The organism is Streptomyces diacarni (assembly GCF_003323715.1).
GTDB classification, from domain to species: Bacteria; Actinomycetota; Actinomycetes; order Streptomycetales; family Streptomycetaceae; genus Streptomyces; species Streptomyces diacarni.
The window spans coordinates 427,756-452,667 of record NZ_QOIN01000048.1; the positions used below are offsets into that span (position 1 = coordinate 427,756).

The 24,912-nt window shown below is 72.0% G+C and carries 19 protein-coding genes and 1 pseudogene; 9 read left to right on the forward strand and 11 right to left on the reverse strand.

From position 1 onward, the window contains the following. Window positions 1-258: 258 nt before the first annotated feature. Window positions 259-1,860, reverse strand: a complete 1,602-nt coding sequence (locus tag DTL70_RS23810; RefSeq protein WP_114024000.1) for a M4 family metallopeptidase — start codon at window positions 1,858-1,860, stop codon at window positions 259-261. A 344-nt stretch (window positions 1,861-2,204) separates the two neighbouring features. Next, a complete protein-coding gene (locus DTL70_RS23815) occupies window positions 2,205-3,488 on the reverse strand; it encodes an MFS transporter (RefSeq protein WP_114024001.1) in 1,284 nt (427 codons plus the stop codon). Window positions 3,489-3,685: 197 nt separating this feature from the next. Here DTL70_RS23815 and DTL70_RS23820 point away from each other — a divergent pair, with 197 nt between their 5' ends. The 4 genes from DTL70_RS23820 (at window position 3,686) to DTL70_RS23835 (ending at window position 8,169) form a co-directional block, all read left to right on the forward strand. Beyond that, entirely contained in the window at window positions 3,686-4,993 is a 1,308-nt protein-coding gene (locus DTL70_RS23820) for a L,D-transpeptidase (protein ID WP_425470400.1), read from the forward strand. A gap of 217 nt (window positions 4,994-5,210) precedes the next feature. Then, window positions 5,211-6,485, forward strand: coding sequence for a L,D-transpeptidase (locus tag DTL70_RS23825; RefSeq protein WP_245979589.1), 1,275 nt, complete (start codon window positions 5,211-5,213; stop codon window positions 6,483-6,485). Between the two features lie 82 nt (window positions 6,486-6,567). Next, window positions 6,568-7,359: an enoyl-CoA hydratase/isomerase family protein gene (locus tag DTL70_RS23830; RefSeq protein WP_114024004.1), complete on the forward strand. Its 792-nt coding sequence runs from the start codon at window positions 6,568-6,570 to the stop codon at window positions 7,357-7,359. 309 nt (window positions 7,360-7,668) lie between these two features. Then, a complete protein-coding gene (locus DTL70_RS23835) occupies window positions 7,669-8,169 on the forward strand; it encodes an ATP-binding protein (RefSeq protein WP_114024278.1) in 501 nt (166 codons plus the stop codon). Window positions 8,170-8,223: 54 nt separating this feature from the next. Here the strand turns inward: DTL70_RS23835 and DTL70_RS34415 are convergent, their stop codons facing one another. Together DTL70_RS34415 and DTL70_RS35170 are read right to left on the reverse strand one after the other, a co-directional pair. After that, entirely contained in the window at window positions 8,224-8,925 is a 702-nt protein-coding gene (locus tag DTL70_RS34415) for an aromatic acid exporter family protein (RefSeq protein WP_245979591.1), read from the reverse strand. 157 nt (window positions 8,926-9,082) lie between these two features. Next, window positions 9,083-9,520: pseudogene (locus tag DTL70_RS35170) on the reverse strand (hypothetical protein); the annotation flags it as partial. A 120-nt stretch (window positions 9,521-9,640) separates the two neighbouring features. Here DTL70_RS35170 and DTL70_RS23850 point away from each other — a divergent pair. The 5 genes from DTL70_RS23850 (at window position 9,641) to DTL70_RS23870 (ending at window position 15,684) form a co-directional block, all read left to right on the forward strand. After that, on the forward strand, window positions 9,641-9,964 hold the full coding sequence (locus DTL70_RS23850) for a plasmid stabilization protein (protein WP_114024007.1): 324 nt from the start codon (window positions 9,641-9,643) through the stop codon (window positions 9,962-9,964). Window positions 9,965-10,083: 119 nt separating this feature from the next. Then, window positions 10,084-10,614, forward strand: coding sequence for a DUF1360 domain-containing protein (locus tag DTL70_RS23855; protein ID WP_114024008.1), 531 nt, complete (start codon window positions 10,084-10,086; stop codon window positions 10,612-10,614). 230 nt (window positions 10,615-10,844) lie between these two features. Further along, entirely contained in the window at window positions 10,845-11,381 is a 537-nt protein-coding gene (locus DTL70_RS23860; protein ID WP_114024279.1) for a Dps family protein, read from the forward strand. Window positions 11,382-11,729: 348 nt separating this feature from the next. Next, complete coding sequence (locus DTL70_RS23865) at window positions 11,730-13,811, forward strand: SpoIIE family protein phosphatase (RefSeq protein WP_114024009.1); 2,082 nt, start codon at window positions 11,730-11,732, stop codon at window positions 13,809-13,811. Between the two features lie 160 nt (window positions 13,812-13,971). After that, window positions 13,972-15,684, forward strand: a complete 1,713-nt coding sequence (locus DTL70_RS23870; protein WP_114024010.1) for a glycosyltransferase family A protein — start codon at window positions 13,972-13,974, stop codon at window positions 15,682-15,684. Between the two features lie 355 nt (window positions 15,685-16,039). Here DTL70_RS23870 and DTL70_RS23880 read toward each other — a convergent pair whose 3' ends face one another. The 7 genes from DTL70_RS23880 to DTL70_RS23910 form a co-directional block, all read right to left on the reverse strand. Beyond that, entirely contained in the window at window positions 16,040-16,702 is a 663-nt protein-coding gene (locus DTL70_RS23880; RefSeq protein ID WP_147266810.1) for a DUF6875 domain-containing protein, read from the reverse strand. Between the two features lie 240 nt (window positions 16,703-16,942). Then, a complete protein-coding gene (locus DTL70_RS23885) occupies window positions 16,943-17,584 on the reverse strand; it encodes a hemerythrin domain-containing protein (protein WP_245979594.1) in 642 nt (213 codons plus the stop codon). Window positions 17,585-17,681: 97 nt separating this feature from the next. Further along, window positions 17,682-19,520 carry an acyl-CoA dehydrogenase gene (locus DTL70_RS23890; protein ID WP_114024013.1) on the reverse strand — a complete coding sequence of 613 codons (1,839 nt, stop codon included), beginning with the start codon at window positions 19,518-19,520 and terminating at the stop codon, window positions 17,682-17,684. 81 nt (window positions 19,521-19,601) lie between these two features. After that, complete coding sequence (locus DTL70_RS23895) at window positions 19,602-20,699, reverse strand: pyridoxal phosphate-dependent aminotransferase (RefSeq protein ID WP_114024014.1); 1,098 nt, start codon at window positions 20,697-20,699, stop codon at window positions 19,602-19,604. A 37-nt stretch (window positions 20,700-20,736) separates the two neighbouring features. After that, window positions 20,737-22,383: an AMP-binding protein gene (locus tag DTL70_RS23900; RefSeq protein ID WP_114024015.1), complete on the reverse strand. Its 1,647-nt coding sequence runs from the start codon at window positions 22,381-22,383 to the stop codon at window positions 20,737-20,739. A gap of 2 nt (window positions 22,384-22,385) precedes the next feature. Then, a complete protein-coding gene (locus DTL70_RS23905; RefSeq protein ID WP_114024016.1) occupies window positions 22,386-23,396 on the reverse strand; it encodes an acyl-CoA desaturase in 1,011 nt (336 codons plus the stop codon). 39 nt (window positions 23,397-23,435) lie between these two features. Further along, complete coding sequence (locus DTL70_RS23910; RefSeq protein WP_114024017.1) at window positions 23,436-24,908, reverse strand: MFS transporter; 1,473 nt, start codon at window positions 24,906-24,908, stop codon at window positions 23,436-23,438. Between the last annotated feature and the right edge of the window lie 4 nt (window positions 24,909-24,912).

The window sequence follows — 24,912 nt, forward strand, 5'->3', positions numbered from 1 at the left end:
CGCTCGCCGTGGCACCCGCGACGGCCTCCGCTCCGCTCACCTGAGCGGAGCTCGGCCCGGATGGGGCGAGCCGCGTCCTGTCCAACGACACCGTCGCCCCGGGGGTGTGGTGCGCGTCGGGCCGAAGCGCACGGCCACGGCGTCCTCAACCCCGCCACGGCGCCCCGGGGACACCGGGCAGCGCAAGGGCCCCGCCCCCGGGAGGGGGCGGGGCCCGTCAACGCCCGTGCTCAGTTGCCGGGTGCCGGGTGCCGGCGGTCAGCCGCCGGTGACGTTCACCGCGGTCCAGGCGGCCTCGACCGTCTTGACCTCGGCGCTGTCGGCACCGTACAGGTCGGTGGCCGACGCGACGGTGGCCTTGCGCGCGTCCGCGTAGTCCGTCGTCGACGTCATCTGCTCGGTGAGCGCCTTGAACCAGATCTGCTCGGCCTTCTCGATGCCGATGCCGTCGACCTTCGAGCCGTCCTTGGTGGGCGAGTTGTACTGCACGCCGTTCACCTCGCGCTCCCCGCTGCCCACCGACAGCAGGAAGAAGAAGTGGTTGGCGATGCCGGAGGAGTAGTGGACGTCCACGTCACCGGCGTTCGAGTCCCAGTAGTCCAGCGACTGGCCGTCCTTGCTGGGCTCGTCCATGTAGCGCAGCGGGGTGCCGTCGCCGTTGATGTCGATCTTCTCGCCGACCATGTAGTCCGGCGTGTCCTCCGGGCTGTCGGCGTGGAACTCCACGGCCGCGGCGAAGATGTCGGAGGTCGCCTCGTTCAGGCCGCCCGACTCGCCCGCGTAGTTGAGGTTGGCCGTGGTCGAGGTGACGCCGTGCGACATCTCGTGCGCCGCGACGTCCAGCGCCGTCAGCGGGTGCTCGTTGTTCTGCCCGTCCCCGTAGGTCATGCAGAAGCAGGAGTCGTCCCAGAACGCGTTGACGTAGTTGTCGCCGTAGTGGACCCGGCTGACCGCGCCCTTGCCGTCGCCCGCGATGCCCTCGCGGCCGTGCACGTCCTTGTAGTAGTCCCACGTCTGGCCCGCGCCGTAGTGGGCGTCGACCCCCGCGGTCGCCGGGTCGTTGACCGTCCCGTCGCCCCAGGTGTCGTCCTCGTCCGTGAACAGCTCGCCGTCGCCGCTGGAGCCGTTGTTCAGGTTGGTGGTCTTGTTGCCGCCCCGCGCCTCGTCGGTCATCGTGAACTTGCCCGAGGAGCCTGAGGTGCCGATCTCGACCTTGCCGCTGTACTGGCTGTTGCCGGTACCTTCCTTGATGCCCTGGAACTCGAAGAGCTTCTCGCCGGTCTTCGCGTCCGTGATGACGTGCAGCTGGTTGGGCGCGCCCGACTTCTGGACACCGCCGACGACGGTCTCCCACGCCAGTACGGGCTTGCCCTCGGCGGCCCACACGACCTTGCGGGGCGCCTCGCTGCCCTTCGCCTTGGCGAGCGAGGGCTTGTGCGCGGACGACGCCTCGGTCTTCACGGCGATCTTCGCGGTGGTGGCCTTCGTGGTGCCGGTGCGCTTGCCGCTCGCGGACTTGTGGACGACCAGGTCGCCACCGAGCACGGGCAGCCCGTCGTAGGTCCGCTCGTAGCGGACGTGTGTGGACCCGTCCTTGTTCTTGACGACGTCCTTGACGTGGAGCTTCTCCTTGGCGCCGAGGCCCAGCGCGTGGGCGTCGGCCGACTTGGCCGCCTCTGTGTTCGCGGACTTGACCAGCTTGCTGTGCTGGGTCGCGCTCAGCTGCGCGGGAAGCGCGCCGTTCGCCGAGGTCTCCCCGCTGGGGGCCGCGCCGGCGGTTCCGGCGGTGACACCCGCCGCTACCAGGGCCGCGGTGGCGGCGAGGGCGGATATCCGCTGCTTCGAGGTGAGGGGTCTCACGTCAGTGGCTCCTTCTGCCGTGGGGACCGGACGGCATGGGTGGTCAGCCGCCCGGGCAGAACTTCACGTGCGAGGCACCGTGCGGAAGTCCGACCGAGGGCCGTTCTGGCGTACGAATGCCGCACCGTGCGGTCGGCAGCCTGCCACCAATTGCATGTACATGTCACCAGTGCGTCACGCGTTGACCAGAGGTTGGCCGGATTCTGTTCGTTGCTACGAAAGCGACGCCCGCATAGCGGACGCGCGCGCTCCGGCTCCCGCGTCCGGCGCCGCGCTCCTTCGTGCGCGGTGGCCACACCGCGCACGTCGGCCGCGCGGAAGGGGGGAAGGCGCGGGAGCGCGGGTCAGGCGCCGCGGTCGGGCACCCGGTCGCCGGCGGCGCGGGTGTCTCCCGTGGACGAGGCGAGTGCCGTACCCGGTGTCACCGCGCGCAGGTTGCGGATCGCGGGGACCGCGAGCAGGGCCGCGCTCACCCCGATCATGAGGAAGCCGCCCGTGAGGAGCACCGTACGGCCGCCGAACAACTGCGCGGCGGGCCCGGCGAGCGCCTGGCCGACCGGCATCATCGCCAACGAGCCCGCCACCTCGTAGGCGTGGATGCGGTTGAGGATCTCTCCCGGCACCTGCGTCTGCACGCTCGTCGACCACATCACGGCCCAGACGCCGCCACCCAGGCCCCACAGGGCTGCGGCCGCCATCATGGCGGCCGGAGGCAGCGCCAGACCCACGGCGGCCGGGTAGAGGCAGCAGCCGAGCAGGGCGTAGGAGCCCGCGCGCAACTGCCGCACGGGACGGAAGCGCAGGGCCAGCAGCCCGCCGAGCGCCGTGCCCCCGCCGAGCGCCGAGTTGACCAGTCCGAACACACCGGGGCCGTCGGCCGGGATGATCTCGGACGCGGTCAGCGGCACCAGCGGCCCCGAGACCGTGACCATGTAGACCATCCAGATGACGATGACGCTCCACATCCAGGTGCGCGCCCGAAACTCCCGCCAGCCCTCGGCCAGGTCGGCCCGGTAGGTGGGGCGCTCGGCCCGCGGCGCCTGTGCGGGCAGCCGCAGCAGCGCCAGGCAGACCGCGCTGAGCGCGTACGTGGCGGCGTGCGCGACGAACACCCCGCCGGGCGAGAAGGAGCCCACCAGCGCACCGGCCGCCGCGGGCCCCAGCAGCATCGCCAGCGACTCGGCGGTACGGACCAGTCCGTTGGCGCCCTGCACGTCGGAGGCGACGCGCGGGATGGTGCTGGCGACGCCGGGCTGGAAGAGGCCCGCGCAGATGCCGTTGACCGCGCCGATCGCGCACACCTGCCACAGCACCACGTGCCCCGTCAGGAACAGCGCGGCCATCAGCCCCTGCGTGCACACCCGCGCCAGGTCCGAGCCGATCATCAGGGCGCGGGTGTTGAACCGGTCGCAGAAGACGCCGCCGAAGATGACGAAGCCCGCCAGGAAGACCGTCAGCGAGGCCAGCGCCGCACCGATCGCTCCCGGGCCGTGGCCCTGTTGGATCAGACCGGCCGACAGCGCCAGGGGCAGCATCGCGTCACCGAGCTTGGCGACGGCCCGACCGGTGAAGAACAGGACGAAGTTACGGGAGCGCAGGGAGGCCGTCTGGGCACCGGGAGAGGTCACGGGCCCCCAGTCTGGTCCGGCCCCTCGCACCCGGCGAGTGATTTTCGCTCCCGGGGCCGGGGCCTCACCGAAAGGGAAACTCGTTCACTCGCGTGGTCGTGGTGTCCCCTTCGCACGCGCTTCGTTGGTCCAAACGTCCGTGGGGGTCGGACAGCAGCCAACGCGCCGGAACGGTTACACAGGAACGGGGACGCACCATGTCACGGGGCGCACGCAGTACGACGGACGCAGGCGCCGGGGCACCGTGCGCCACGGCGGGGCGCGCGGCGCGGTGGGCACGCGCGCCCCGGATGGTGCGCGCCCTCGTGGCGGGGCTCGCGCTGCTGTGTGCGGCACCCGCGGGGTGCGGCCCCATGGACGACGGGAAGCCGCCCGAGGACGCCATCCAGGTGAAGCCGGCCGACGGAGCGGACGACGTACCGACCGACGCCCGCGTCGAGGTGTCCGTGCCCGAGGGGAAGCTGCACAGCGTGCGCATGGAGCGCAAGGGCAAGGACGCGGGACGGCCCGTCGCCGGGCGGTTCTCACCCGACCGGCGCAGCTGGCGCCCCGTGCCCGCCACCGACGCGGACACCGCCGAACACCCGGACGGACAGCGCTCCGGCACGGTGCTGGAACTGGCCAGCACCTATGTGGTGGACGTGGTGGCCGTCGACGGGCAGGGGGACCGGGTGATCCGGCACGCCACCTTCTCCACCCGGGTGCCGCCGCACCGCTTCGTCGGCTACTTCCGCCCCGAGGACGACCAGACCGTCGGCACCGCGATGATCGTCTCGCTGGACTTCAACCGCTCCATCGCCGACAAGGCGGCCGTCGAGCGCGCGATCAGCGTCACCTCGCAGCCCCAGGTGCCAATCGCCGCCCACTGGTTCGGCGACAACCGCCTCGACTTCCGGCCGCGCACCTACTGGCAACCCGGCACGGAGGTCACCCTCGACCTGCGGCTGCGGGACGTGCGGGCGGCTCCCGGCGTCTACGGCACGCAGCGCAAGAAGGTGCGGTTCACCATCGGCCGCGACCAGCGCAGCGTCGTGGACGTGGAGCGCCGCACGCTGACGGTGCGGCGCGCCGGCCGTACCGTCGAGAAGCTGAAGATCACGGCGGGGACGAAGAAGAACCCCACCTACAACGGCAAGATGGTCGTCAGCGAGAAGTTCGCCGAAACGCGGATGAACGGGGACACCGTCGGCTTCGGCGACGAGTACGACATCAAAGACGTGCCCCACGCCATGCGGCTGACCCGCAGCGGCACCTTCCTGCACGGCAACTACTGGGCACCCAAACGCACGTTCGGCCAGAAGAACACCAGCCACGGGTGCATCGGGCTGGCGGACAAGCGCGGCGGTGACGACAAGTCGCCCGCCGGGCGGTTCTTCGGCCAGTCGCTCGTCGGAGACCTGGTGACCGTGCGCAACTCCCACGACAGCACCGTCAAGCCGGACAACGGGCTCGGCGGCTGGAACATGCCCTGGAACGCGTGGGTGGCCGGCTCGGTGCTGAAGTAGCCGCCCGGCCCTTCTTGGTCCTCCTTTCCACCTCCCCAAAACCGCGACCGAACGGTGACCCGCCGGGGCACGTGCCGCCTCGCCCCGGTGTGGTTATCTAACAGGACGCGCGCACGCCGTCGTTCAGGAGCCGCCACGGCCCGACGGCCGCGCTGACGTGTTCGGGGGCGCACACGGGTGCGCGGAGCCGTGTGAGGACATGAGGGATGGGGCCGTCTTGGACCTGAAGAACCTGGCCAAGAGCAAGCTGTCATGGGAGTCGATACGCGGGGACGGCCGCGCACAGGTCGTCGGCGGTTCCGCCGTCGGCCTCGTGGTGCTGCTCGTCGTCCTGCTGCTGACGCTGACCACCTGCGGGGGCGGCGGCGGTTCCGGGGCCCGCGCCAAGGACAAGGACGGCGGCGAGAAGGTGCCCAAGGGCCCCTCCGAGGCCGTGGTCGCCATCACGCCCGAGGACGGCGCCGACGACGTGAAGACCTCCGGCGCGCTCAAGGTGACGGCAGCCAAGGGCAAGCTGACGAAGGTGAGCGTCAAGGACGGCAAGGACAACCCGGTCAAGGGCTCCCTCACCGCGGACGGCTCGGCCTGGAAGCCCGCCACCCACCTGGCCGCGGGGACGAAGTACACGGTCGACGCGGTGGCCGAGGACACCGAGGGCCGCGCCTCTGCCAAGCACGCCGCGTTCACCACGTTCGTGCCGCAGAACACCTTCGTCGGCTACTTCACTCCGGAGAACGGCGACAAGGTCGGCGCGGGCATGCCGGTCTCGGTCAAGTTCAACCGCCCCGTCTCCGACAGGGAGGCGGTGGAGAAGGCGATATCCGTCACCGCGGACCCGAAGGTCGAGGTGGAGGGGCACTGGTTCGGCGACCAGCGTCTGGACTTCCGCCCCGAGGAGTACTGGAAGTCCGGCACGAAGGTCACCCTCGATCTGAACCTCAGCGGAGTCGAGGGCTCCGAGGGGGTCTACGGCACACAGCGCAAGACGGTGGAGTTCACCGTCGGCAGGCAGCAGGTCAGCGTCGTGGACGCGGAGAAGAAGTCCATGACGGTGACCAGGGACGGCAAGAAGATCAAGACCATCCCGATCACGTCGGGCAGCCCGGCCCACCCCACCTACAACGGCAAGATGGTCATCAGCGAGAAGCACCCGGTCACCCGGATGAACGGGGAGACCGTCGGCTTCGGCGGCGAGTACGACATCAAGGACGTGCCGCACGCGATGCGCCTGAGCACCTCGGGCACCTTCATCCACGGGAACTACTGGACGCCCAAGCCGCAGTTCGGCCAGGTCAACGCCAGTCACGGCTGTGTCGGCCTGTTCGACCTGCGCGGCGGCGGGGACAACGGCTCGCCGGGCGCCTGGTTCTTCGAGAACTCGATGGTCGGCGACGTCGTCGAGGTCAAGAACTCCAAGGACGAGACCATCGACCCGGACAACGGCCTCAACGGCTGGAACATGTCCTGGGAGAAGTGGACGGCGCCGCAGTAGTCCCGCGCTCCTCGGGGACGGTGCGCTCCTCGGAGCGCCGGCGCCCTCCTCGGGGCGCGTAACGGCCGTTAACCTTCCCTCCATGACGATTGACGAACCCAGCGGCGCGACCGCACGCCTCGAGGTCACAGGCGGCGTCGGCACCATCCGACTCGACCGGCCCAAGATGAACGCCCTCGACATCGCGACCCAGGACCTGTTGCGGGTACTCGCCGAGGAGGCGGCCCGCCGCGACGACGTGCGGGCCGTCGTGCTCTACGGCGGTGAGAAGGTGTTCGCCGCCGGAGCGGACATCAAGGAGATGCAGGAGATGGACCACGCCGCGATGGTCCTGCGCTCCCGCGGGCTCCAGGAGGCGTTCACCGCCGTCGCACGGATCCCGAAACCCGTGGCGGCCGCCGTCACCGGGTACGCGCTCGGCGGCGGATGCGAGCTGGCGCTCTGTGCGGACGTGCGGTTCGCCGGGGAGGGTGCCAAGCTCGGCCAGCCGGAGATCCTGCTCGGGCTCATTCCGGGTGCGGGCGGGACCCAGCGGCTCTCCCGGCTGGTCGGCCCCGCCAAGGCCAAGGACCTGATCTTCACGGGGCGGACGGTCGAGGCGGCCGAGGCCCACCGGATCGGCCTGGTCGACCACGTGGTGCCGGACGCGGAGGTCTACGAGCGTGCCCACGCCTGGGCGGCCCGGCTCGCGCGCGGTCCCGCGCTGGCGCTGCGCGCGGCCAAGGAGTCCGTCGACTTCGGTCTGGAGGCCGACATCGAGACGGGGCTCGCGCTCGAACGCAACTGGTTCGCAGGGCTGTTCGCCACCGAGGACCGCGAGACGGGCATGCGCAGCTTCGTCGAGGAGGGCCCGGGCAAGGCGAACTTCCGCTGAGCCCCGGCCCGCACGGGCGCCGGCCGACGGCCTGGCTGCTGGGAGCGGCCGGGGTGGTGGGGGGTGGCGTAAAGCGTGGCGTCACCAACCACCGCACCGTGCGGGGGATCGCGGGGCGCCACTCTGCGGGGCGACGCCGCCCGCTCGTGGCGCCTTGTGATCACTTGAACACCGGTTGTCGTGCCAGCTCAGAGCGCGGGTGCCCGGAACAGGGCGCGCTGCGGACCGCCGCGTGCCCGCCCGGACGCTCCGCCGCCGCCGTCCCGGAAACCGCCGAACCGCCCACGACGGGTCGCGCCTGCCGTCATGATGGGGGCCATGGCGGGTCAGGGAGATGTGGCGAGCGTGACCGAACGGGTTCCGGAAGACCTCGCGCGGATGTGGGACGCCGAGCCGTTGAGCACCGTCCTCGACCGTGCGGGCGATCCGACCGTGCGGGAGGTGCCGCTGGTGAACCTCCCCGAGTCCGCGCGGCGCGCGCGCCGGCTCGCCCAGGCCGTCCTCCAGCAGCGCTGGGCCGTCTCCGCACAGATCACCGAGCACACGGTGCTGCTCGTCTCCGAGCTCGTCGGCAACGCCGTCCGGCACACCGGCGCGCACACCATCGGCATCCGCATGCTGCGGCGCTCCGGCTGGATCCGCGTGGAGATCCGCGACCCTTCGCGCGGGCTGCCCTGTCTGCTGCCGGTCGGTGAGCTGGACGTCAGCGGCCGCGGCCTCTTCCTCGTGGACACGCTCGCCGAACGCTGGGGCGTGGACCTGCTGCCCCGCGGGAAGACCACCTGGTTCGAGATGCGGGCCGCGGACTGACGCGGCGCGCACGGCTGGCGAGCTTCCCCGCGTGGCGCCACCCCACCAGTGGTGTCACCCCCTGCGCGGGGGCTGCGCCGCGCCCTGCCGGTGGGCGTGACGGAACTCCACCAGCAGCCGGTCCGCGTCCGTGAGCAGGACCCCGTGGCTGGGCCAGGCCTCGCCCTCCGCCCTCTCGCGCAGCCGCGCGTACCGCTCGCGGCACTGCCGCAAGGCGCGGCGCAGGGGATCGTCCCCCTCGTCGTCCTCCAGGGAGCCGATCAGCCCGGCCGCCTCGGAGATGCTCTCCAGCAGTTCCCCGTAGGCGGACAGGAAGTCGTCGCCCGGCCGGGTGGCGTCCTCGCCGTGGAACCGCACGAACCCGTAGCTGATGCTGCGGATCTGCTCACCGGCCCGGCCCAGCGACTCCATCAGCGTGCGGTACCCCTGGAAACTCCGGGAGTTCGTACGGCGGTGCAGCCAGCTACGCGGGTTGTAGACGACGCTCTCCGCGCCCATCTCGACGGCCTCGCGCGCCGCGCCGAGCGTGCCGTCCAACTGGCGTGCGCGGTGCAGCCAGTCCTCCGCCGTCTCCTCGCTGGGCAGCCCCTTCTTGAGGCCGTCGGCCATGTCGCTCAACAGGAGCTGGGTGGCCTGGCTGATCTCCTCGATGCCCCGTTCGGCGGTGCGGTAGCGCAGCGGGGGGAAGACCAGCATGGCGACGACGATGCCGATGGCCGCGCCCAGCAGCGCCATCTGGATGATCTCCCACAGCATCTGGAGGTGGGTGCCCGAGAGCGCGTGGTAGGCGAAGGCGCCGGCGATCGAGACCTGGATGCCCTGGCTGCCCAGGTGGCGCCAGCGGCCTGACGGACAGCATCGCCGCGAACGCGAGCGTGTTCTCGCCGATCAGCGGCCCCACCAGCCCCGCCGCCAGGACGCCGAGCACGACGGCCACCACGTACCGCAGTGACTGCATCAGGGAGCGGTACGCCGTGGACTGCACCACCAGCAGGGCGGTGAAGGGCGCGTAGGTGGGCTGCGGTGAGGCGATCACGTAGGCGCCGAGTGCCCACGCCAGCACGCCCGCGGCGCCGCTCTTGGCGAGCAGGAGCGCTGTCTCGCGCTCCGGCCCCGCCTGCTGCCGCGCCCGGTGCGCGGCTCGGCGCACGCGAGCGACCACCGTCGGACGCCATCCACTGTCCTTCGTGCTCACCTGGACCGGTTCCTTCCGTGTTCGTGCGAGGTGATCCACCGGTCGTGCGAAGTGATCCACCGGTCGTACGAGGTCGCCGCCCCGCGGCGCGGACCCGGCTCGGGTGCTCCGGTGGACGGTGCCGATGCCGGGTTCCACGTGTGGTGCGTTCCGCACGTGGAACCCGGCCGGGGCGCGCGCCGGTGCGGTCGCCGTCCGGCGCGCGAGGGCGGACCATAAAAACAACAAAAGGCATGAAACGGATTAACGAGTACGCGCACAGAGTACGGAGGAACCATGCCTGCCGGATCGAACGCCAAGCGCGAACGCCAGTACGAGCACGTCAAGGAGGGGGCCAAGAAACGCGGTACCTCCACGGGCCGCGCCAAGGAGATCGCCTCCCGCACGGTCAACAAGGAGCGCGCCCAGAAGGGCGAGGCCAAGACCGCCAGCCGCACCTCCGTACGCGACAAGCCCGCACCCAAGCGCGGTGGCGAGCGGTCCCACAGCGGCCCCGGCGGCCCCACCCGCGACCAGCTCTACAACGAGGCCAGGCAGAAGGGCGTCGAGGGCCGGTCCCACATGAACAAGCGGGAACTCAGGCGGGCACTCGGCCGCTGAGCACCCCGCGAAGGACGTCGCCGCACGGGCCCCCGGCCGCCGCGGGCGTCTCGCCGGCGGGCGTTTCACCGCCCGCGGCCGGGGAACCCCGTGGCGCACGTTTTGGGAGGTAACGCTGTATGCCGGGTAAACCGCGTACGCCCCGCGAGGTCGTACAAGAACACGAGCACCGCTACGCACCGGACGCCGACCGCCCGCTCGGCGGCTACCTGGCCGTGCTCTCGTCGTTCGGTACCGGCGCCGTGGGTGCCGCCCTCGCGGCCCGCTGCGCCGGACGCCGGGCGCCGCAGGACCTCAGCCCCCGCGAACTGGTACTGCTGACCCTGGCCACGCACAAGCTGTCCAGGATGGTGTCCAAGGACGCGGTGGCCAGCCCCTTCAGGGCCCCCTTCACCCGCTACGCGGGTACCAGCGCCCCGGCGGAGGTCGCGGAGGAAGTGCGCGGCAAGGGGCTCAAGCACGCCGTGGGCGAGCTGATCACCTGCCCGTTCTGCCTGGCTCCGTGGGTGGCCTCCGCACTGCTCGTGCTGCGCGCGGCGTCCCCGGCGACCGCACGTACCTGCTACAGCGGCCTGGCGGCCGTCGCGGGCTCGGACTTCCTGCAGTTCGCGTACGCCGCCGCCCAGGAGCGGCACTCGCCGCGAGACTGACGGGCACGCGGCCCCGGCCGTGGTCCCGCACCCCTCGGCGGAGACCCCCTCGCCCTCCGGTCCGCCCCGCCCGCCGCCGCAGGCCGGCGGCGCCCCGGACCACCACCTCCGGTTCACCGCTGACGATTCCGAAGAATTTCCACGGATCCCAAGGATTCACACGATTGGAGTGCACCGTGGCAGCCAACGCTTCGCGCAACGGGTCCAACCCCTCGTACACCGTCCCCGGCATGTCCACGCGTGACGGCGGCGACGTCATCCGGCTCCTGCGGATGCGCCTGCACGCCCTCAACGACCTGGCGTTGACGCTCAAGCACGTGCACTGGAACGTGATCGGACCGCACTTCATCGCCGTCCACGAAATGCTCGACCCGCAGGTCGAGGCCGTACGCGAGATGATCGACAACACGGCCGAGCGCATCTCCACGCTCGGCGGCTCGCCCTGGGGCACTCCCGGCGTGCTGGTCTCCGAGCGCACCTGGGAGGACTACTCGCTCGGCAGGGCCGAGGCCATCGAACACCTCGGCGCCCTCGACGTCGTCTACACCGGCGTCATCGAGGACCACCGCAAGGCCGTGGAGGCCACCGACACCTCGGACCTGGTCACCCAGGACCTGCTGATCGAGCACCTGCGCCAGCTGGAGCTCTTCCAGTGGTTCGTACGCGCCCACATCGAAAGCTCCGGCGGCAAGCTGTCCACCGGCCCGCACGACTCCGAGGAGGCGGCCGCGGGCAAGGCAGCCCAGGGGGCCCGCGGCAAGCCCTGACCGGCACACGACCGGTTCGGCCCCGGCAGGCGAACGGTGCCCTGACCAGGTCAGGAACGCCCGGCCCGCCCGGCGCCGGGCAGCGGTACCGCACACGGCAGGCAGCCGCCGGATGCGCCCCCGACAGTGGCGCATCCGGCGGCTGCCTGCCGACTGTCTGCCGTCTGCCTGCTGCGCCGCACCCGCGGGGCGGCAGCGGCGTCCGAGCAGGACACGGCGGCCGGCGGCACGGATGGCCTTCCCGGCAGGCGGCTGCCGCGGCTCGGCCGCATGATGGGGAAGCGGCCTTGCCAAGGAAGCCGTGGCCGCTGCCGGCCCCGCCCGGCGGGCCGACCCCGGGAGAGAGCGATGCACCGCTTCCGCGAACCGAACAGGGCGCACGGGCTGCACGGCGACCCACCGGTCGCCCCGCACGTGGCTCTGGCCCTCAACGGGATGGGGAGCTTCGCCTGGGACCTGGCCAGCGGCGAGATGCGCTACGACGACGCCGGGCTCGCCGTGATGGGCTTCCGCCCCGAGGAGTACGACAACCGGACCGCGACCCTCGCCCAGCGGATGCTCGGCGAGGAACTCCCCGAGATCCAGGCGCGGGTGGACCGTGCGCTGAAGGAGCACACGGGCTACAGCCTCTACTTCCGGGTACGCCACCGTGACGGGTCGCTGCGCTGGACCCACTCCCAGGGCACCGTCGTCTGCGACGAGCACGGGGAGCCCGCGCACGTCATCGGGATCATCCGCGACGCCAGCCAGGAACTGCGCGCCGTCGACCAGACGCGGGAACTGCGGCAGGCCAAGAGCGACCGCCGCAGGCAGGCCGACATCGTCGGCCACGTCAACGAGGCCCTCGCGCCGACCGTCACCGTCGGCGACGTGGCCGAGGCGCTGAGCACCGACCTGCTGCTGCGACGGCTCGGCGCCTCCAGCATCCTGCTCGGGCTGGCGGAAGGCGGCCGCATGGGACTCGTCGGCGCCAACGGTGTGCCCGAGGGGCTGATCCGCGACTTCCACCTGGCCCGGATCGCCGAACCGCTGCCGCTGAGCGAGGCCGTCCGCACCCGCAAGCCCGTCTTCGTGACCGACCGCCAGGAATTCGCCCGGCGCTACCCCGGACTGGGCGCCTACCTGAGCGCCGTACCGGAGTCCACCGCCGCCGTCTACCTGCCGCTGATCGCGCACGACACCCCCATCGGCGCCCTCGGCCTCACCTACGACGGCAAGACCCGCTTCACCCACGACGAGCGGACCGTACTGACCGCGCTGAGCAGCACCATCGCCCAGTCGCTCCAGCGCGCCCTGCTCTACGACCAGGAACACGAACTGGCCACGGGGCTCCAGACGGCGATGCTGCCGGGGCACATCCCGCACGTGCCGGGCCTGTCCATGGCCACCCGCTACCGCCCGGCCCGCGCCAGAGGCGGGATCGGCGGCGACTGGTACGACGCCGTCACCCTCCCCGACGGGCGGATCGCCGCCGTCGTCGGCGACGTGCAGGGACACGACGTGACGGCCGCCGCCGTGATGGGCCAACTGCGCATCGCCCTGCGCGCCTACGCCGCCGAGGGGCACCCGCCCACAACCGTGATGGCACGCGCCTCGGCCTTCCTCGCCGAACTGGACACCGACAGGTTCGCCACCTGCCTCGTCGTCCTGCTCGACCCGCACACCGGACACGCGGTCAGCGTCCGCGCCGGCCACCTGGACCCGGTACTGCGCCGCCCCGACGGCAGCTGCGTCTGGCTCAACACCCCGGGCGGTCTGCCGCTCGGGCTGACCGCACCGTCGACCCAACCCCCCTACACGACCGCGGAGACGGTACTGGACCCCGGATCCACCCTGCTGCTGTGCACCGACGGCCTCATCGAGTCCCGCACCAAGGACATCGACCAGGGCCGCGACCAGCTCATCGACGCCGTCAGAACCGGGCCACTGCGCCCCGACCCGCTGGCCGACCACCTGCTGCACACGATGGGCGCGTTCACCGGCCAGGAGGACGACGTCGCACTGCTGCTGCTCAGACGCGCCGCCGGCAGGCGCCACACCGCACCCCAGATGGCCGTCACCATCACCACCAACGACCCGCACTCGCTCCAGGCCGCCCGCCAGGCCCTGCGCACCGCGCTGCACCGCTGGTCACTGGACGACCTCAGCGACACCGCCCAGCTCCTCGCCAGCGAGATGGCCACCAACGCGCTGCTGCACACCGGGGGCGACGCCACACTGACGGCCAGGCCGGTGCGCGCCGGGGGCCGCGCCCTGCGCATCGCCGTCACCGACACCTCACCCGCCTCCCCGCAGCGCCGCGCCGCCACCGAACAGTCCACGTCGGGCCGCGGCCTCGTCCTCATCGAGGAGCTGGCCACCGACTGGGGCGTCGAACCACGCGGCAACGGCAAGCGCGTCTGGTGCGAGATCCCGCTCGACGTGCGCTAGGCCTCCTTTCCTGTGAGGCCGGGGACGCGGCCGGCGGGAGCGGAGCGGGGCGGGACTGGCGGGGATTCGGCAGCGTGGCGCCGGGCACCCGCCCCGCGGACGTCACACGCAGCGATGTCACACGCAGGGACGTCACAAGCTAGGGAGGTCACACGCAGGGATGTCAGCGACCCGGAAGGCGGCAGTGCACACCACAGCGCGCACCTCAGCGCACACAGCTCCCGACACCGGCCGGCAGCCGGTCAAGGTCAGCATCGTCGTGCCCACCCACGACACGGGTGAGACGGTGCTCACCGGGCTCCGTTCCTTCCTGGCACAGAGCATGCCGCGCTCCGAGTTCGAGATCATCTACGTGGACGACGAGTCCAGCGACGACACCGTCGCGCTGCTCGAGGCCGAGATAGCCAGGCAGGACGCCCAGGAGACGGCCCGCGTGCTGCGGATCGACCACTCGGGCTGGCCGGGACGGCCACGCAACGTCGGTACCGACGCGGCACGCGGCGAGTTCGTCCACTACGTGGACGACGACGACTGGCTGGCCCCCCAAGCGCTGGAGCGCACCTACGCGCGGGCGCGCGAGACCGGCGCCGACATCGTGATCGGCCGGATGGCAGGGCACGGGCGGCAGGCACCGCGCGCCCTGTTCGAGCAGCCGATGGCCTCCTGCGACCTGCGCGAGGACACCACGCTGCTGGCCTCGATGACGGTGCACAAGCTCTTCAGGACGGACTTCCTGCGGGCACACGGACTGAGCTTCCCCGAGGGGAGGGTGCGCCTGGAGGACCACATGTTCACCCTGCGGGCCTTCCTCCTCACCGACCGGGTCGCCACCGTCCACGATTACACCTGCTACCACTGGGTGCGGCACGCCGACGGCAAGCACAACGTCAGCTACGAGCGGATCGACCCGGCCCCCTACATCGACAGCGTCCGCAAGGTCCTCGCGATCCTCGACGCACCGGACACCCACGTCCCCGCGGGCCGCCACCGCAACCGGCTGACGGCCAAGTGGTACGGCAAGAAGGCGCTGGAGAGGATCGCCGGACGGCGCCTGCTCGACCAGCCCGCCGAGCGCAGGGCCGCCTGGTTCGAGGCGGTCGGCGCCCTGGCAGCCGAGCTGCCCGAGGAGGCCGACACGGCGCTGCCCACGCGGCTGCGCGTCGTCGCGGCCCTGGCCCGCCACGGCGACCTGGCACTGGCCGAGGAACAGGCGGCCTTCGAGACCGGCGTCGTCCAGCGGCCGCGGGTGGAGTCGACCCGGTCGCAAGGCGCTGCGCTGCGGATGCGGTGCACCTCCTCGCTGGTGCGGGAGCGCGGCAGGGGGCGGACCGCCGCACCGCTCGTCTTCCTGCGGCCCGACGAACGCCGCCTCCGGCTGTGCCTGCCGCCCCGCGTCGCGGACGTGGAGACGGCGGCCGAGGTGGCCGACTTCGCCAAGGCGGTCCGGCGCAGCAACGTGCGCGGCCAACTGCGGCACCGCGAGGGCGGCACCGTGCTGAGCGTCCCCACCACCTGGCAGGTCGCCGAGGTGCCGGCCGAACGGGCCGCGGCAGACAGCGGCCCCTACAGCCGTCTGCACAACCTGTGCGCGAAGGCCGCAGCCCGGCTGCGGGGCCGGACCGGGGAACCGGACGCGCGCACCCTGCGCTACACGGCGGAGTTCACCCTCGACCCCGCCACGGCCGACCACGGCGCTCCCCTCGCCCCCGGCACCTGGGACGTCCACTTCCAACTCGGGGTCGGCGGCTGGCGCACCTCCAAGCCCCTGCGGGGGCACACCCTCCGGGTGCCGGACGACGCGGCCTCCGCCCCGCCGCCGGGGAAGCGGACACCGCACGGCCGCCGCGAGTTGGAGAGCGCCGCCGCGTCCTGAGGGCGCGACGCCGTCTTCCGTACCTCCAGCGCGAAAGGAAAGGGAACGGAGTACGCGGCAGGTGTCATGGGGCGGCACCGCGCCGCCTATCCGGATCTGCGCCGTGAGGTGCTGGACACCGTGGAGTCCGGAGCCGTCCAGCCCTTCCGCGCGGTTCCGCCCTTCACCCGCCCTGTCGCCCTGACCGCCGGGCCCGCGTGCGGTCGGGCCGGCGCAGCCGACACCGGCACGGCAGGTACCCGGGTGGAGGGGGTGGGGTTGGCGGTGACAAGTCTGTGGCGTCCACGTCTGCGGGCAGCCGCTCGGTCGTGACGGTGGCCGTACGTGTCGCGTTCCCCGTGAGGTGTACCGGCTCTCAGGCCTCGTTCCACCGGTCCCGTGCCGTGGCGAACGTCTCGGCGAACAGCGGGTCGGCGACCGCTCCTTGTTCGTGCCGCTTGCCGTACCGCTGTTCGTAGGCGGCGAACCATTCGGGGTCGGAGTCGAGGAAGAGGACGTCGTGGAGTGCCATCCGGCGCATGGCCAGCATCGGCACCGGGGCCCGGGCGACCTGGAAGTCTGGGTTGCGGGCGGCGCGTTCGTCGCAGTGCGGGTGGAACTGGGCCAGCATCAGCCCGCGGTCGACGAGTTCGGGCTTGACCAGCCGGTGTGCCTCGTCGAGCAGGCGGTAGCGCTCTTCGGGGAGGCCGGAGAGGACCAGCACCAGTGTGTGCAGGAAGCGGTTGCGGCCCTCCCAGTCCGTGTTCTCGAAGGCGTCGGCCATCCGGCGCGCCACCTCGACCAGGCCCTCGGCGTCGGTGTCCGGATCGACTTCCCACTCCTCCAGCAGAAAGGTCTGCGCCTTCATCGCGGACTCCACGAACGGGCAGACCGCGCCGTCCCGGTTGGTGCCCTCGTGCGGGCGCATGACGAACTCGTCCACCCACCGGCGCCCCGCCTCCGTCAGCGGCGAGGGCGCGTGGCCCGCCGCGCCGGTTCTCTCACGCGAGGGCGGGAGGGAAGATAGAGGTATTTGCATGGATATTCCTCCTCGCTCAAGAACGCACTGAACCGCCGCCCGGCCCGTGCGACAGGGGGTGCGGTCGCTCGGCGACCGGGCGGTCCAGTGGTTCAGTTCTGACCGTTCAGTTCCGGCTCAGCGGCGTCACTGCTCGGTTCCGGCGGAGCAGCGCCACCGCGTCGGCGCCGGTGCTCCGGCGACGGCGGTGCGGCGCACCTGAGTGGTGACTTCGGCGGCGCGTCTCCCGTGGCCGTGCCGTCAGTAGGTGTCGCCGAACGCGGCGCGCCGGTTCTTCTCCAGCCAGCCGCTGAACAGCCGTCCGATCGGTGCGCCGGGGACGCCGCCGCGCTCCGCAGGGGTTGCCACCGACAGCAGCCAGGCCGGCATGAACCGCAGTGTCCAGCCCGGGGCCGTCTTGCGCATATGGGTCGCGAAACCCTTCCAGACGCCCTTGTCGAGGGCGGGGGCCAGCCGCCCCGTCAGCTCCCGCTCCTCGTCGTCGGCGTGCTGGGCGAGCTGCTCGCGCAACTCGTCCGTCTGGGCGGCCAGCTCGGCCGGGGCCGCCTCGTCGCTGCCGAGCCGGCGGCTCGTGGCGTGCCAGGCGTGCAGGACCTTGGTGAGTTCCTCGTGCTCGGCGGTCATCAGCGCCAGCGCCTCCTCGTCGGCGCCGCGTTCGCGCAGCTTGGGCCAGAGGAAGTCGTCCTCGCCCTCGTGGTGGTGCTCGATGAGCTGGGAGATTCTGTCCACGTAGCCGCGCAGGGCGGTGGCGCGCTCGGTGTTCCCGGCCGGCAGCTCTCGCGCGGCGCGGCCGATGCGCTCCAGGTCGCGCACCATGGCGCGGTGGGCCAGCAGCATCGTCTGGTGTCCCGGGGCGAGTGCGGCGGTCGAAGACTCGGTCACAAGTGGCTCCTTACAGGCTCGACGGTCGGAGGGACCCTGGGGGTCGGTGCTTCACATGCGCCGGGCTCGCGCACCGCGGGGGCCCGGCGCGGGGCGGTCACCAGGCGTCGTCCGGCAGCTCCATCAGGATGCTGTCGTGACGCTCCGCGAGGGCCCGTTCGGTGGTGATCAACGGAAGTACCTCCTGGGCGAAGAACCTGGCCGTCGCTATCTTGCCCAGACGAAAGGCGCGTCCGGCAGCGTTCCGGCCATCCCCGCCCGCATGTGACTGCTTCTGCGCCACGGCGGCCTGACGCAGCAGCAGCCAGCCGAGCAGCAGGTCACCGGTGGCCATCAGCAGCCGCGTGGTGTTCCGTCCCACCTGGTGCACCGCCGCGGGCTCCTCCAGCGAACGGAGCAGATACGCGCCCAGGGCGTCCGCCATCGCGCGCACCTGCGTCACCGCCTCCGCGAGGAGCGCGCGCTCCGCCGCCAGGGCGCCGTCCGCCTCCTGGCGCGCCTCTTTCTCCACCTCGGTGAGCAGGCCGTCGAGGGCCGCGCCCTGGTCCCGCGCGATCTTGCGGAAGAAGAAGTCCTGCCCCTGGATGGCGGTGGTGCCCTCGTACAAGGTGTCGATCTTGGTGTCGCGGATGTACTGCTCCAGCGGGAAGTCCTTCATGTAGCCCGCCCCGCCCAGGATCTGCAGGGCGTGGTTGAGCTGCTCGCAGGCGCGCTCGGAGCTGTAGCCCTTGACGACGGGCAGCAGCAGGTCGTTGCGTGCCGTCGCCTCTTCGTCGGTGCGCCCCTCCGCCTGCGCGGCGGCGATCCGGTCCTGCAGCGTCGCCGTGTAGAGGACCAGGGCGCGCAGCCCCTCCGCGTATCCCTTCTGGAGCAGCAGGGAGCGCCGTACCTCGGGATGCCGGGTGATGGGCACCTTGGGGGCTGAGCGGTCACCGAGTGCGGCCAGGTCGGTGCCCTGGATCCGCTCCTTGGCGTACTCGACCGCGTTGAGGTATCCGGTGGACAAGGTGGCCGCGGACTTGGTGCCGACGATCATCCGGGCCTGCTCGATGATCTGGAACATCTGCCGGATGCCGTTGTGCTCCTCGCCGAGCAGCATGCCGACGGCCGGTTCCTCGGCGCCGAAGGTGAGTTCGCAGGTGGCCGAGGCCTTGAGGCCCATCTTGTCCTCGAGCGCGGTGGCGTGCACCCCGTTGCGTGCCCCCAGCCTGCCGGTCGCGGGGTCGGCGATCCGGAACTTCGGCACCAGGAACAGTGACAGCCCCTTGGTGCCTGGCCCGTGCCCGTCGGGCCGGGCGAGCACGAAGTGGACGATGTTCTCGGCCAGGTCGTGCTCGCCGGAGGTGATGAACCGCTTGACGCCCTCCAGGTGCCACGTCCCGTCCGGCTGCTGCCGTGCCCTGGTCCGGCAGGCCCCTACGTCGCTGCCCGCCTCGGGCTCGGTCAGCACCATCGTGGCGCCCCACTGCCGGTCGACCATCAGCCGGGCGAGCCGCCGCTGTTCGCCGGTGCCGAGGCGGTCGAGGACCCGCGCGAAGCCGGTGAACCCCTGGTAGAGGTAGAGGGCCGGGTTGGCGCCCAGGGCCAGCTCCGCCACCGCCCAGCGCAGTGACGGCGGCGCGTCGGCCCCGCCGAGCGACGCCGGCAGGTCGAGCAGGTGCCAGCCGCCGTCCGTCCAGGCCCGGTAGGCGCGTTTGAAGGAGTCGGGCAGCGTGACGGAGCGGGCCTGGGGGTCGTGGACCGGCGGGGTGCGGTCCGCCGCGACGGAGGCGTCCGCCAGCTGGTGCACCGCCAGGCGTTCGACTTCGGCCAGCACCGCGCGGGCGGTGTCCTGGCCGGTCCCGGCGAACGCCCCTGTGCCGTACACGTCGTCACGGCCCAGCACATCGAAGAGGGTGAACTCCAGGTCCCGCAGGTTCGACTTGTAGTGGCCCATGGCCTCCGGCTGCTCCTTGCGTGAGAGATGTCGGCCCGGCGCCCCGGTCCCGGACCGGGCGGTGGGTGGCGCCGGGGTGGATCAGTGGCGGCCGAGCAGGTGGGCGAGGGCCGCGGCGAGGCGCTCGACCTCCGCCTCCGTACCGACCGAGACGCGCAGCCGGCCGGGCAGCCCGAGGAGGGTCAGATCGCGGACGAGGATGTGGTGTTCCTCGGCGAGCCGGGCCGCGAAGCGGGTGCTGTCGCCGGGTCCGGTGCCCTGCCCCGGGACCTCGACCATCACGAAGTTCGCCGCCGAGGGGGAGTGGCCAAGGCCCAGCGAGTCCAGGGTCTTGAACAGCAGCTCCCGGACACGGGCGTTGTCCGCGCGCACCCGGTCCAGGTGGGCGGGGGCCTCCAGGGCGCGCAGCACGGCGCGCTGGGCGGGGCGGTTGACGTTGAAGGGCAGTGCCCTCGCGGTCGCGGCGATCTGTTCCACCAGCTGAGGCGGGCCGAGGGCGAGGCCAGCCCGTACCGAGGCGAGGCCCCACGCCTTGGAGAAGGTGCGGGTCACCAGTACCCGACGCCCCTCGCGCACCGCTTCGAGCGCGAACTCGTGTGCGGGGCCCGCGAAGTCGAGGTACGCCTCGTCGAAGACCAGCACGGTGCCGCTGGACTCGGCGGCGTCGATCAGCTCGGTGACCTCGTCGCGGTCCAGCAGCGCCCCGGTCGGGTTCAGCGGGTTGCAGACGAAGGCGAGGGCGGCGCCCTGCCGCACGGCGGCCGTGAGGCCGGCGACCGGGAGGGCCGCGCCCGCCAGCGGAACGACGTGGGCGGGTGCGCCCACGGCCGCCGCCGAGGTCACGTAGCCGGGGAAGGTGGAATCGGTGGTGACGACGCGGCTGCCGGGCTCGCGCAGGAACGTCATCGAGGCGAGCAGCACCAGCTCGTCGGTGCCGTTGCCGATGGCGATCATCTCGGGGGCGACGCGGAAGTGCTCGGCCAGGCGCTCCCGCAGGAGACCGCACTCGCTGTCCGGATAGCGGTTGAGGTGCTGTGCCGCCTCCGTGTGCACGGCCTCGACGGTGCCGGGCGGTGGTCCGTACGGGTTCTCGTTGAGGTGGAGGCGCAGGTAGTCCTCCATGCCGATGATCTCGGTGGCGGTGAAGAAGCCCGGCTGTGCCGGGCGGCCCTGGAGCATGGGGTGTCCCTCTCTCGAACGGTGGCTGCGGGGCGGGTCAGCCCAGGGGAATCCGGGCGAGGGTCTTCAGCGCGCCCCCGTCCGGTCCCAGGGCGGCCCGGCAGCGGAAGCGCTGGATCTTCCCGCTGGGGGTCCGGGGCAGGTGGCCGCGCTCCACGAAGACGCACTCGGCGAGCGCGAGGCCCGACTTCTCCCGGGCGACGGTGGCGGCCCGGTCGGCGATCACGTGGAAGTCGTCGCTGCGGCGCCTGGGTTCGAGCAGCAGGACCAGCCGGGAGATGCCGCCGTCGGCCACGTCCACCAGGGCCGAGCAGCCCTCGCGGACCGGGCCGAGCGCCTCGACGGCCGATTCGATCTCGCTCGTGTACACGTTCCGCCCGCCCACCGAGATCAGGTCGTCGGCACGGCCCACGAAGTACACCTCGCCCTGGTGGACGAAGCCCAGGTCGCCGGTGTGCAGTACGCCGTCCCTGAACCGCTCGGCCGTGCGTGCGGGGTCCCCGAGGTAGCCGGAGGCCAGGCTCGGGGAGGAGACCAGCAGCTGCGAGACCCGGCCCGGCTCCTGGGTGGTCACCGTGACCCCGGGCAGCGGCGGGCCGTTGGAGACCAGCCGGGTGGCGCCGGGGGTGTCCTCGGCGACCTCGACGATCTCCCCGTCCCGCAGCGCCGCCCCGTCGAAACTGCGGGCGACCGGGTGCGCTCCCGTCGGGCTGCTGGCGACCGCCAGCGTCGCCTCGGCCATGCCGTAGGCGGGCATGAACGCGGCCCGGCTCAGGCCCGAGGGACCGAACGCGGTCATGGCCGTCTCCAGCGTCGCCGCGTCCACCCGTTCGGCGCCCACCACGAAGACCTTGAGGGCGAGCGGGTTCGGCAGCGGGGTGCGGCCCTGCGCCCGGGCGGCCAGGTACAGGGCGGTGTTCGTGCCCGCGGACATGGTGGCGCCGAAGTCGGACATGTCCCGGAACCAGGTGCGCGGCGCCATCCCGAAGCGCTCGGGGGAGGAGAGGACGAAGTCGTAGTCGAACGCCCAGGCGTTCAGCAGCGTTCCGAAGACGCCCATGTCGTGGGAGAGCGGCAGCCAGGAGACGATCGTCTCGGCACCGACGCGCCCGTCCGCCAGGTCGTAGAGCATGTGCAGGTGGGTGGCGATGGCGCGGGAGGTGAGGGCGCACCCCTTGGGCAGGCTCGTGCTGCCGGACGAGTACTGGACGAAGGCGATGTCCTGCGGCCCCGGCGGCGACGGGTCCAGGTGCCCGCCGCCGTACAGCGAGGTCCAGGTGCGGACCGGGAACCGCGCGGTCAGCCCGGCCGGCACCAGCGGCAGTATCGACTCGTCCGTCAGCAGCATCGCCGCGTCGAGCCGTTCGGTCAGCCGCGTCAACTGGCTCCCGTACTCCTCGGGGGCCTGTCCGCGGGCCGGCAGCGGGAAGGAGGCGACGGCGCCGCCGGCCAGCCAGACCGCGAGCAGCCCGCGCACGGTGTGCGCCGAGTTGGTGAGGACGGTGGCGACCCGCGTCCCCGGCCGCACGCCCGCCGCGCGGAGTGCGGCCGCCATGCCGTGGGCCTCCCGTACGACCTGGCGCCAGGGGGTGTGCCCGAAGCCCTCGCCGTCCCAGTGGTGCAGGACCCCCTTCGACTCGTCGCGCAGCAGCAGGTCCCACAGTTCGGTGCCGGTGGCTGCCATGGCTACTCCACGTCCACGAGGGAGACGTCGGAACCGTCGCGCGAGCGGTCCGCCATGGGGGCGATGCGCTGCTGGGCGACGAGCAGTTCCTGCCGGTCGAGCTTGGCGCCGTCGACCCGGCTGATCCCGGCCTCGCGCATCGTCATCCGCTCCGGGTCGATCCGGATGACCTTCCAGGCCAGCCGTGTGCGCTCCAGGCTCCAGATGAAGACGGCCGACAGGTCGACCTCGTACCACTTCATCCCGTGCCGCGCCGAGCGCGGGAAGGCGTGGTGGTTGTTGTGCCAGGCCTCACCGAAGGACGGCACGGCCAGCCAGGCGACGTTGCGGGACTCGTCGGTGGTGGTGAACCGCCGGCGGCCGAAGTAGTGGCCGATGGAGTTCACCGCGTACGTCATGTGGTTGATCAGGAAGATCCGCACCAGGCCGCCCCACAGCACGCCGGTCAGCAGCGCCTGGACCGAGCCGCCGGTGATCGCGAAGGCCAGCAGGCCGGGCAGCAGGATGCCGGCGGCAACGACGAGGATGAACTTCTCGCTGAGCCAGCGCAGCGGCTTCTCCCGCACCAGGTCGGGGCAGTAGCGGATGGGGTCGGACTTGAGGCCTTCGTCGAAGAGCCAGCCCAGGTGCGCGTGCCACATCCCGGCGATCGCGCCCTTGAAGCCGGGCTCGAAGCCGAGGTGCGGGCTGTGCGGGTCGCCTTCCTTGTCGGCGACCCGGTGGTGCTTGCGGTGGTGGGCCGCCCAGATGATCGGCGGGCCCTGTCCCGCCATCACCCCGGCGGTGGCGAGCGCGACGCGGATGGGCTTGTACGTCTCGAAGGCGCGGTGCGTCAGCATCCGGTGGTAGCCGGTGGAGATGCCGAGGCCGGAGATGGCGTACATGATCAGCGTGACCAGCACGTCGGTCCAGCCGAAGATGTGGTTCCAGGCCAGCACCATGGCCGCGCCGAGTGCGAGCAGCGGTAGCAGTGACGCGACGAGCATGTACCAGCGGTGTTCTCTGCCGTCCATATCCCTGTTGTCCTCTTCTGTGGTTTCTGGCCGTGCGGGTCAGACGCCCGAGGTGGTCTCCGGGTCGAACTCGGTGCGCAGCGCGGGCAGGGCCAGCGACAGCAGCGCGGCGCACGCGGTGAGCACCGTGCCGACCAGGAACGCCGAGTGGAAGCTGGTCAGCAACGCGTCCGGCACGGCGGTGCCGGAGGAGATCTCGTCGTCCAGCCGGTTGCTCGCCAGGGTGGCCAGGATCGCGAGTCCGATCGCGCCGCCGATCTGCTGGCCGGTGTTGAGCACCCCGGAGGCCGCTCCGGAGTCGGCCTTGGGCACTCCGCTGACGGCCGCCACCACCAGCGGCACCATCGCCAGTCCGTAACCCGCCGCGCACAGCAGCAGGGTGGGCAGCAGGTCGGTGGGGTAGGAGGCGTCCAGCGGTGTCCTGAGCAGCAGGCCGAGCCCGAGGGTGGCCGAACCGAGGCCGACCAGGCACAGGGCCCGGCTGCCCACCTTGGGCAGGAGTTGGATCGCGATACCGGAGAAGGCCGCCATCGTGACGCCGAACGGCGCCCAGGAGATGCCCGCCTTCAGCGGCGACCAGTGCAGCAGGTTCTGCATGTACTGGGTCAGGAAGAAGAAGATGCCGTACAGCCCCGAGGCGGCGAGCAGCATCATCACGTTGGCGGTGGAGATCTGCCGGCTGGCGAACAGGCCGAGCCGGATCAGCGGTTCGTCGGCGCGCTGTTCCCGCACCACGAACGCGGCCAGCAGCACCGCGGAGCCGACGAGCCCGGCCACCGTGGCCGCCGACCCCCACGGGCGGTGGTTGGTGCTGATGACGGTGTAGACGAGCAGCAGCAGCGCCCCGGTGATCAGGACGGCCCCCGTGCCGTCGGTCGCGGGCCGCTTGGCGGGCCCCTCGGTGCGGTCGGCGAGCGCGGGCCGCAGCGTGAGGGTGAACAGCAGCGCGCCGATGGGGATGTTGACGAAGAACACCCACCGCCAGTCGATGAGGTCGGTGATGAGGCCGCCCAGCAGCACGCCGGAGACCCCGGAGATGCCGGTGAGACCGCCCCAGATGCCCAGCGCCTTGCGGCGCTCCTTCGCCTCCGTGAAGACGGTGATGAGGATGGCCAGGGCGGACGGACTCAGCAGCGCCGCCCCGAATCCCTGGGCGCCGCGGGAGACGATCAGCATCTCGGACGTGGTGGCGAGCCCGCAGGCGAGCGAGGCGACGGTGAAGACGCCCAGGCCGGTGAGGAACACCCGGCGGCGGCCGAACAGGTCGGCGCAGCGGCCACCGAGCACCAGGAAACCGCCGAACAGCAGCATGTAGGCGTCGACGACCCAGGCCAGCGAGGCCCGGTCGAAGTCGAGGCTGCTGCGGATGCTCGGCAGCGCCATGGCGACGACGGTGTCGTCGATGATGACCATGAACTGCGCACCGCAGGTCACCGCGAGCGCGAGGCCGGCAGCCTTGGGTACCGCGCCGGAGGGGGCCTTCTCGGTGGACCGGGCTGTTCCCCTGCCCATACGG

Bases quoted from the DNA above. Each gene is read 5' to 3' on its own strand.
- DTL70_RS23880 (WP_147266810.1), bottom strand. From the start codon at position 16,702: ATGCAAATACCTCTATCTTCCCTCCCGCCCTCGCGTGAGAGAACCGGC.
- DTL70_RS23820 (WP_425470400.1), top strand. From the start codon at position 3,686: ATGTCACGGGGCGCACGCAGTACGACGGACGCAGGCGCCGGGGCACCG.
- DTL70_RS23860 (WP_114024279.1), top strand. From the start codon at position 10,845: ATGTCCACGCGTGACGGCGGCGACGTCATCCGGCTCCTGCGGATGCGC.
- DTL70_RS23850 (WP_114024007.1), top strand. From the start codon at position 9,641: ATGCCTGCCGGATCGAACGCCAAGCGCGAACGCCAGTACGAGCACGTC.
- DTL70_RS23830 (WP_114024004.1), top strand. From the start codon at position 6,568: ATGACGATTGACGAACCCAGCGGCGCGACCGCACGCCTCGAGGTCACA.
- DTL70_RS34415 (WP_245979591.1), bottom strand. From the start codon at position 8,925: ATGCTGTGGGAGATCATCCAGATGGCGCTGCTGGGCGCGGCCATCGGC.
- DTL70_RS23865 (WP_114024009.1), top strand. From the start codon at position 11,730: ATGCACCGCTTCCGCGAACCGAACAGGGCGCACGGGCTGCACGGCGAC.
- DTL70_RS23895 (WP_114024014.1), bottom strand. From the start codon at position 20,699: ATGCTCCAGGGCCGCCCGGCACAGCCGGGCTTCTTCACCGCCACCGAG.
- DTL70_RS23905 (WP_114024016.1), bottom strand. From the start codon at position 23,396: ATGGACGGCAGAGAACACCGCTGGTACATGCTCGTCGCGTCACTGCTA.
- DTL70_RS23900 (WP_114024015.1), bottom strand. From the start codon at position 22,383: ATGGCAGCCACCGGCACCGAACTGTGGGACCTGCTGCTGCGCGACGAG.
- DTL70_RS23855 (WP_114024008.1), top strand. From the start codon at position 10,084: ATGCCGGGTAAACCGCGTACGCCCCGCGAGGTCGTACAAGAACACGAG.
- DTL70_RS23870 (WP_114024010.1), top strand. From the start codon at position 13,972: ATGTCAGCGACCCGGAAGGCGGCAGTGCACACCACAGCGCGCACCTCA.
- DTL70_RS23910 (WP_114024017.1), bottom strand. From the start codon at position 24,908: ATGGGCAGGGGAACAGCCCGGTCCACCGAGAAGGCCCCCTCCGGCGCG.
- DTL70_RS23835 (WP_114024278.1), top strand. From the start codon at position 7,669: ATGGGGGCCATGGCGGGTCAGGGAGATGTGGCGAGCGTGACCGAACGG.
- DTL70_RS23890 (WP_114024013.1), bottom strand. From the start codon at position 19,520: ATGGGCCACTACAAGTCGAACCTGCGGGACCTGGAGTTCACCCTCTTC.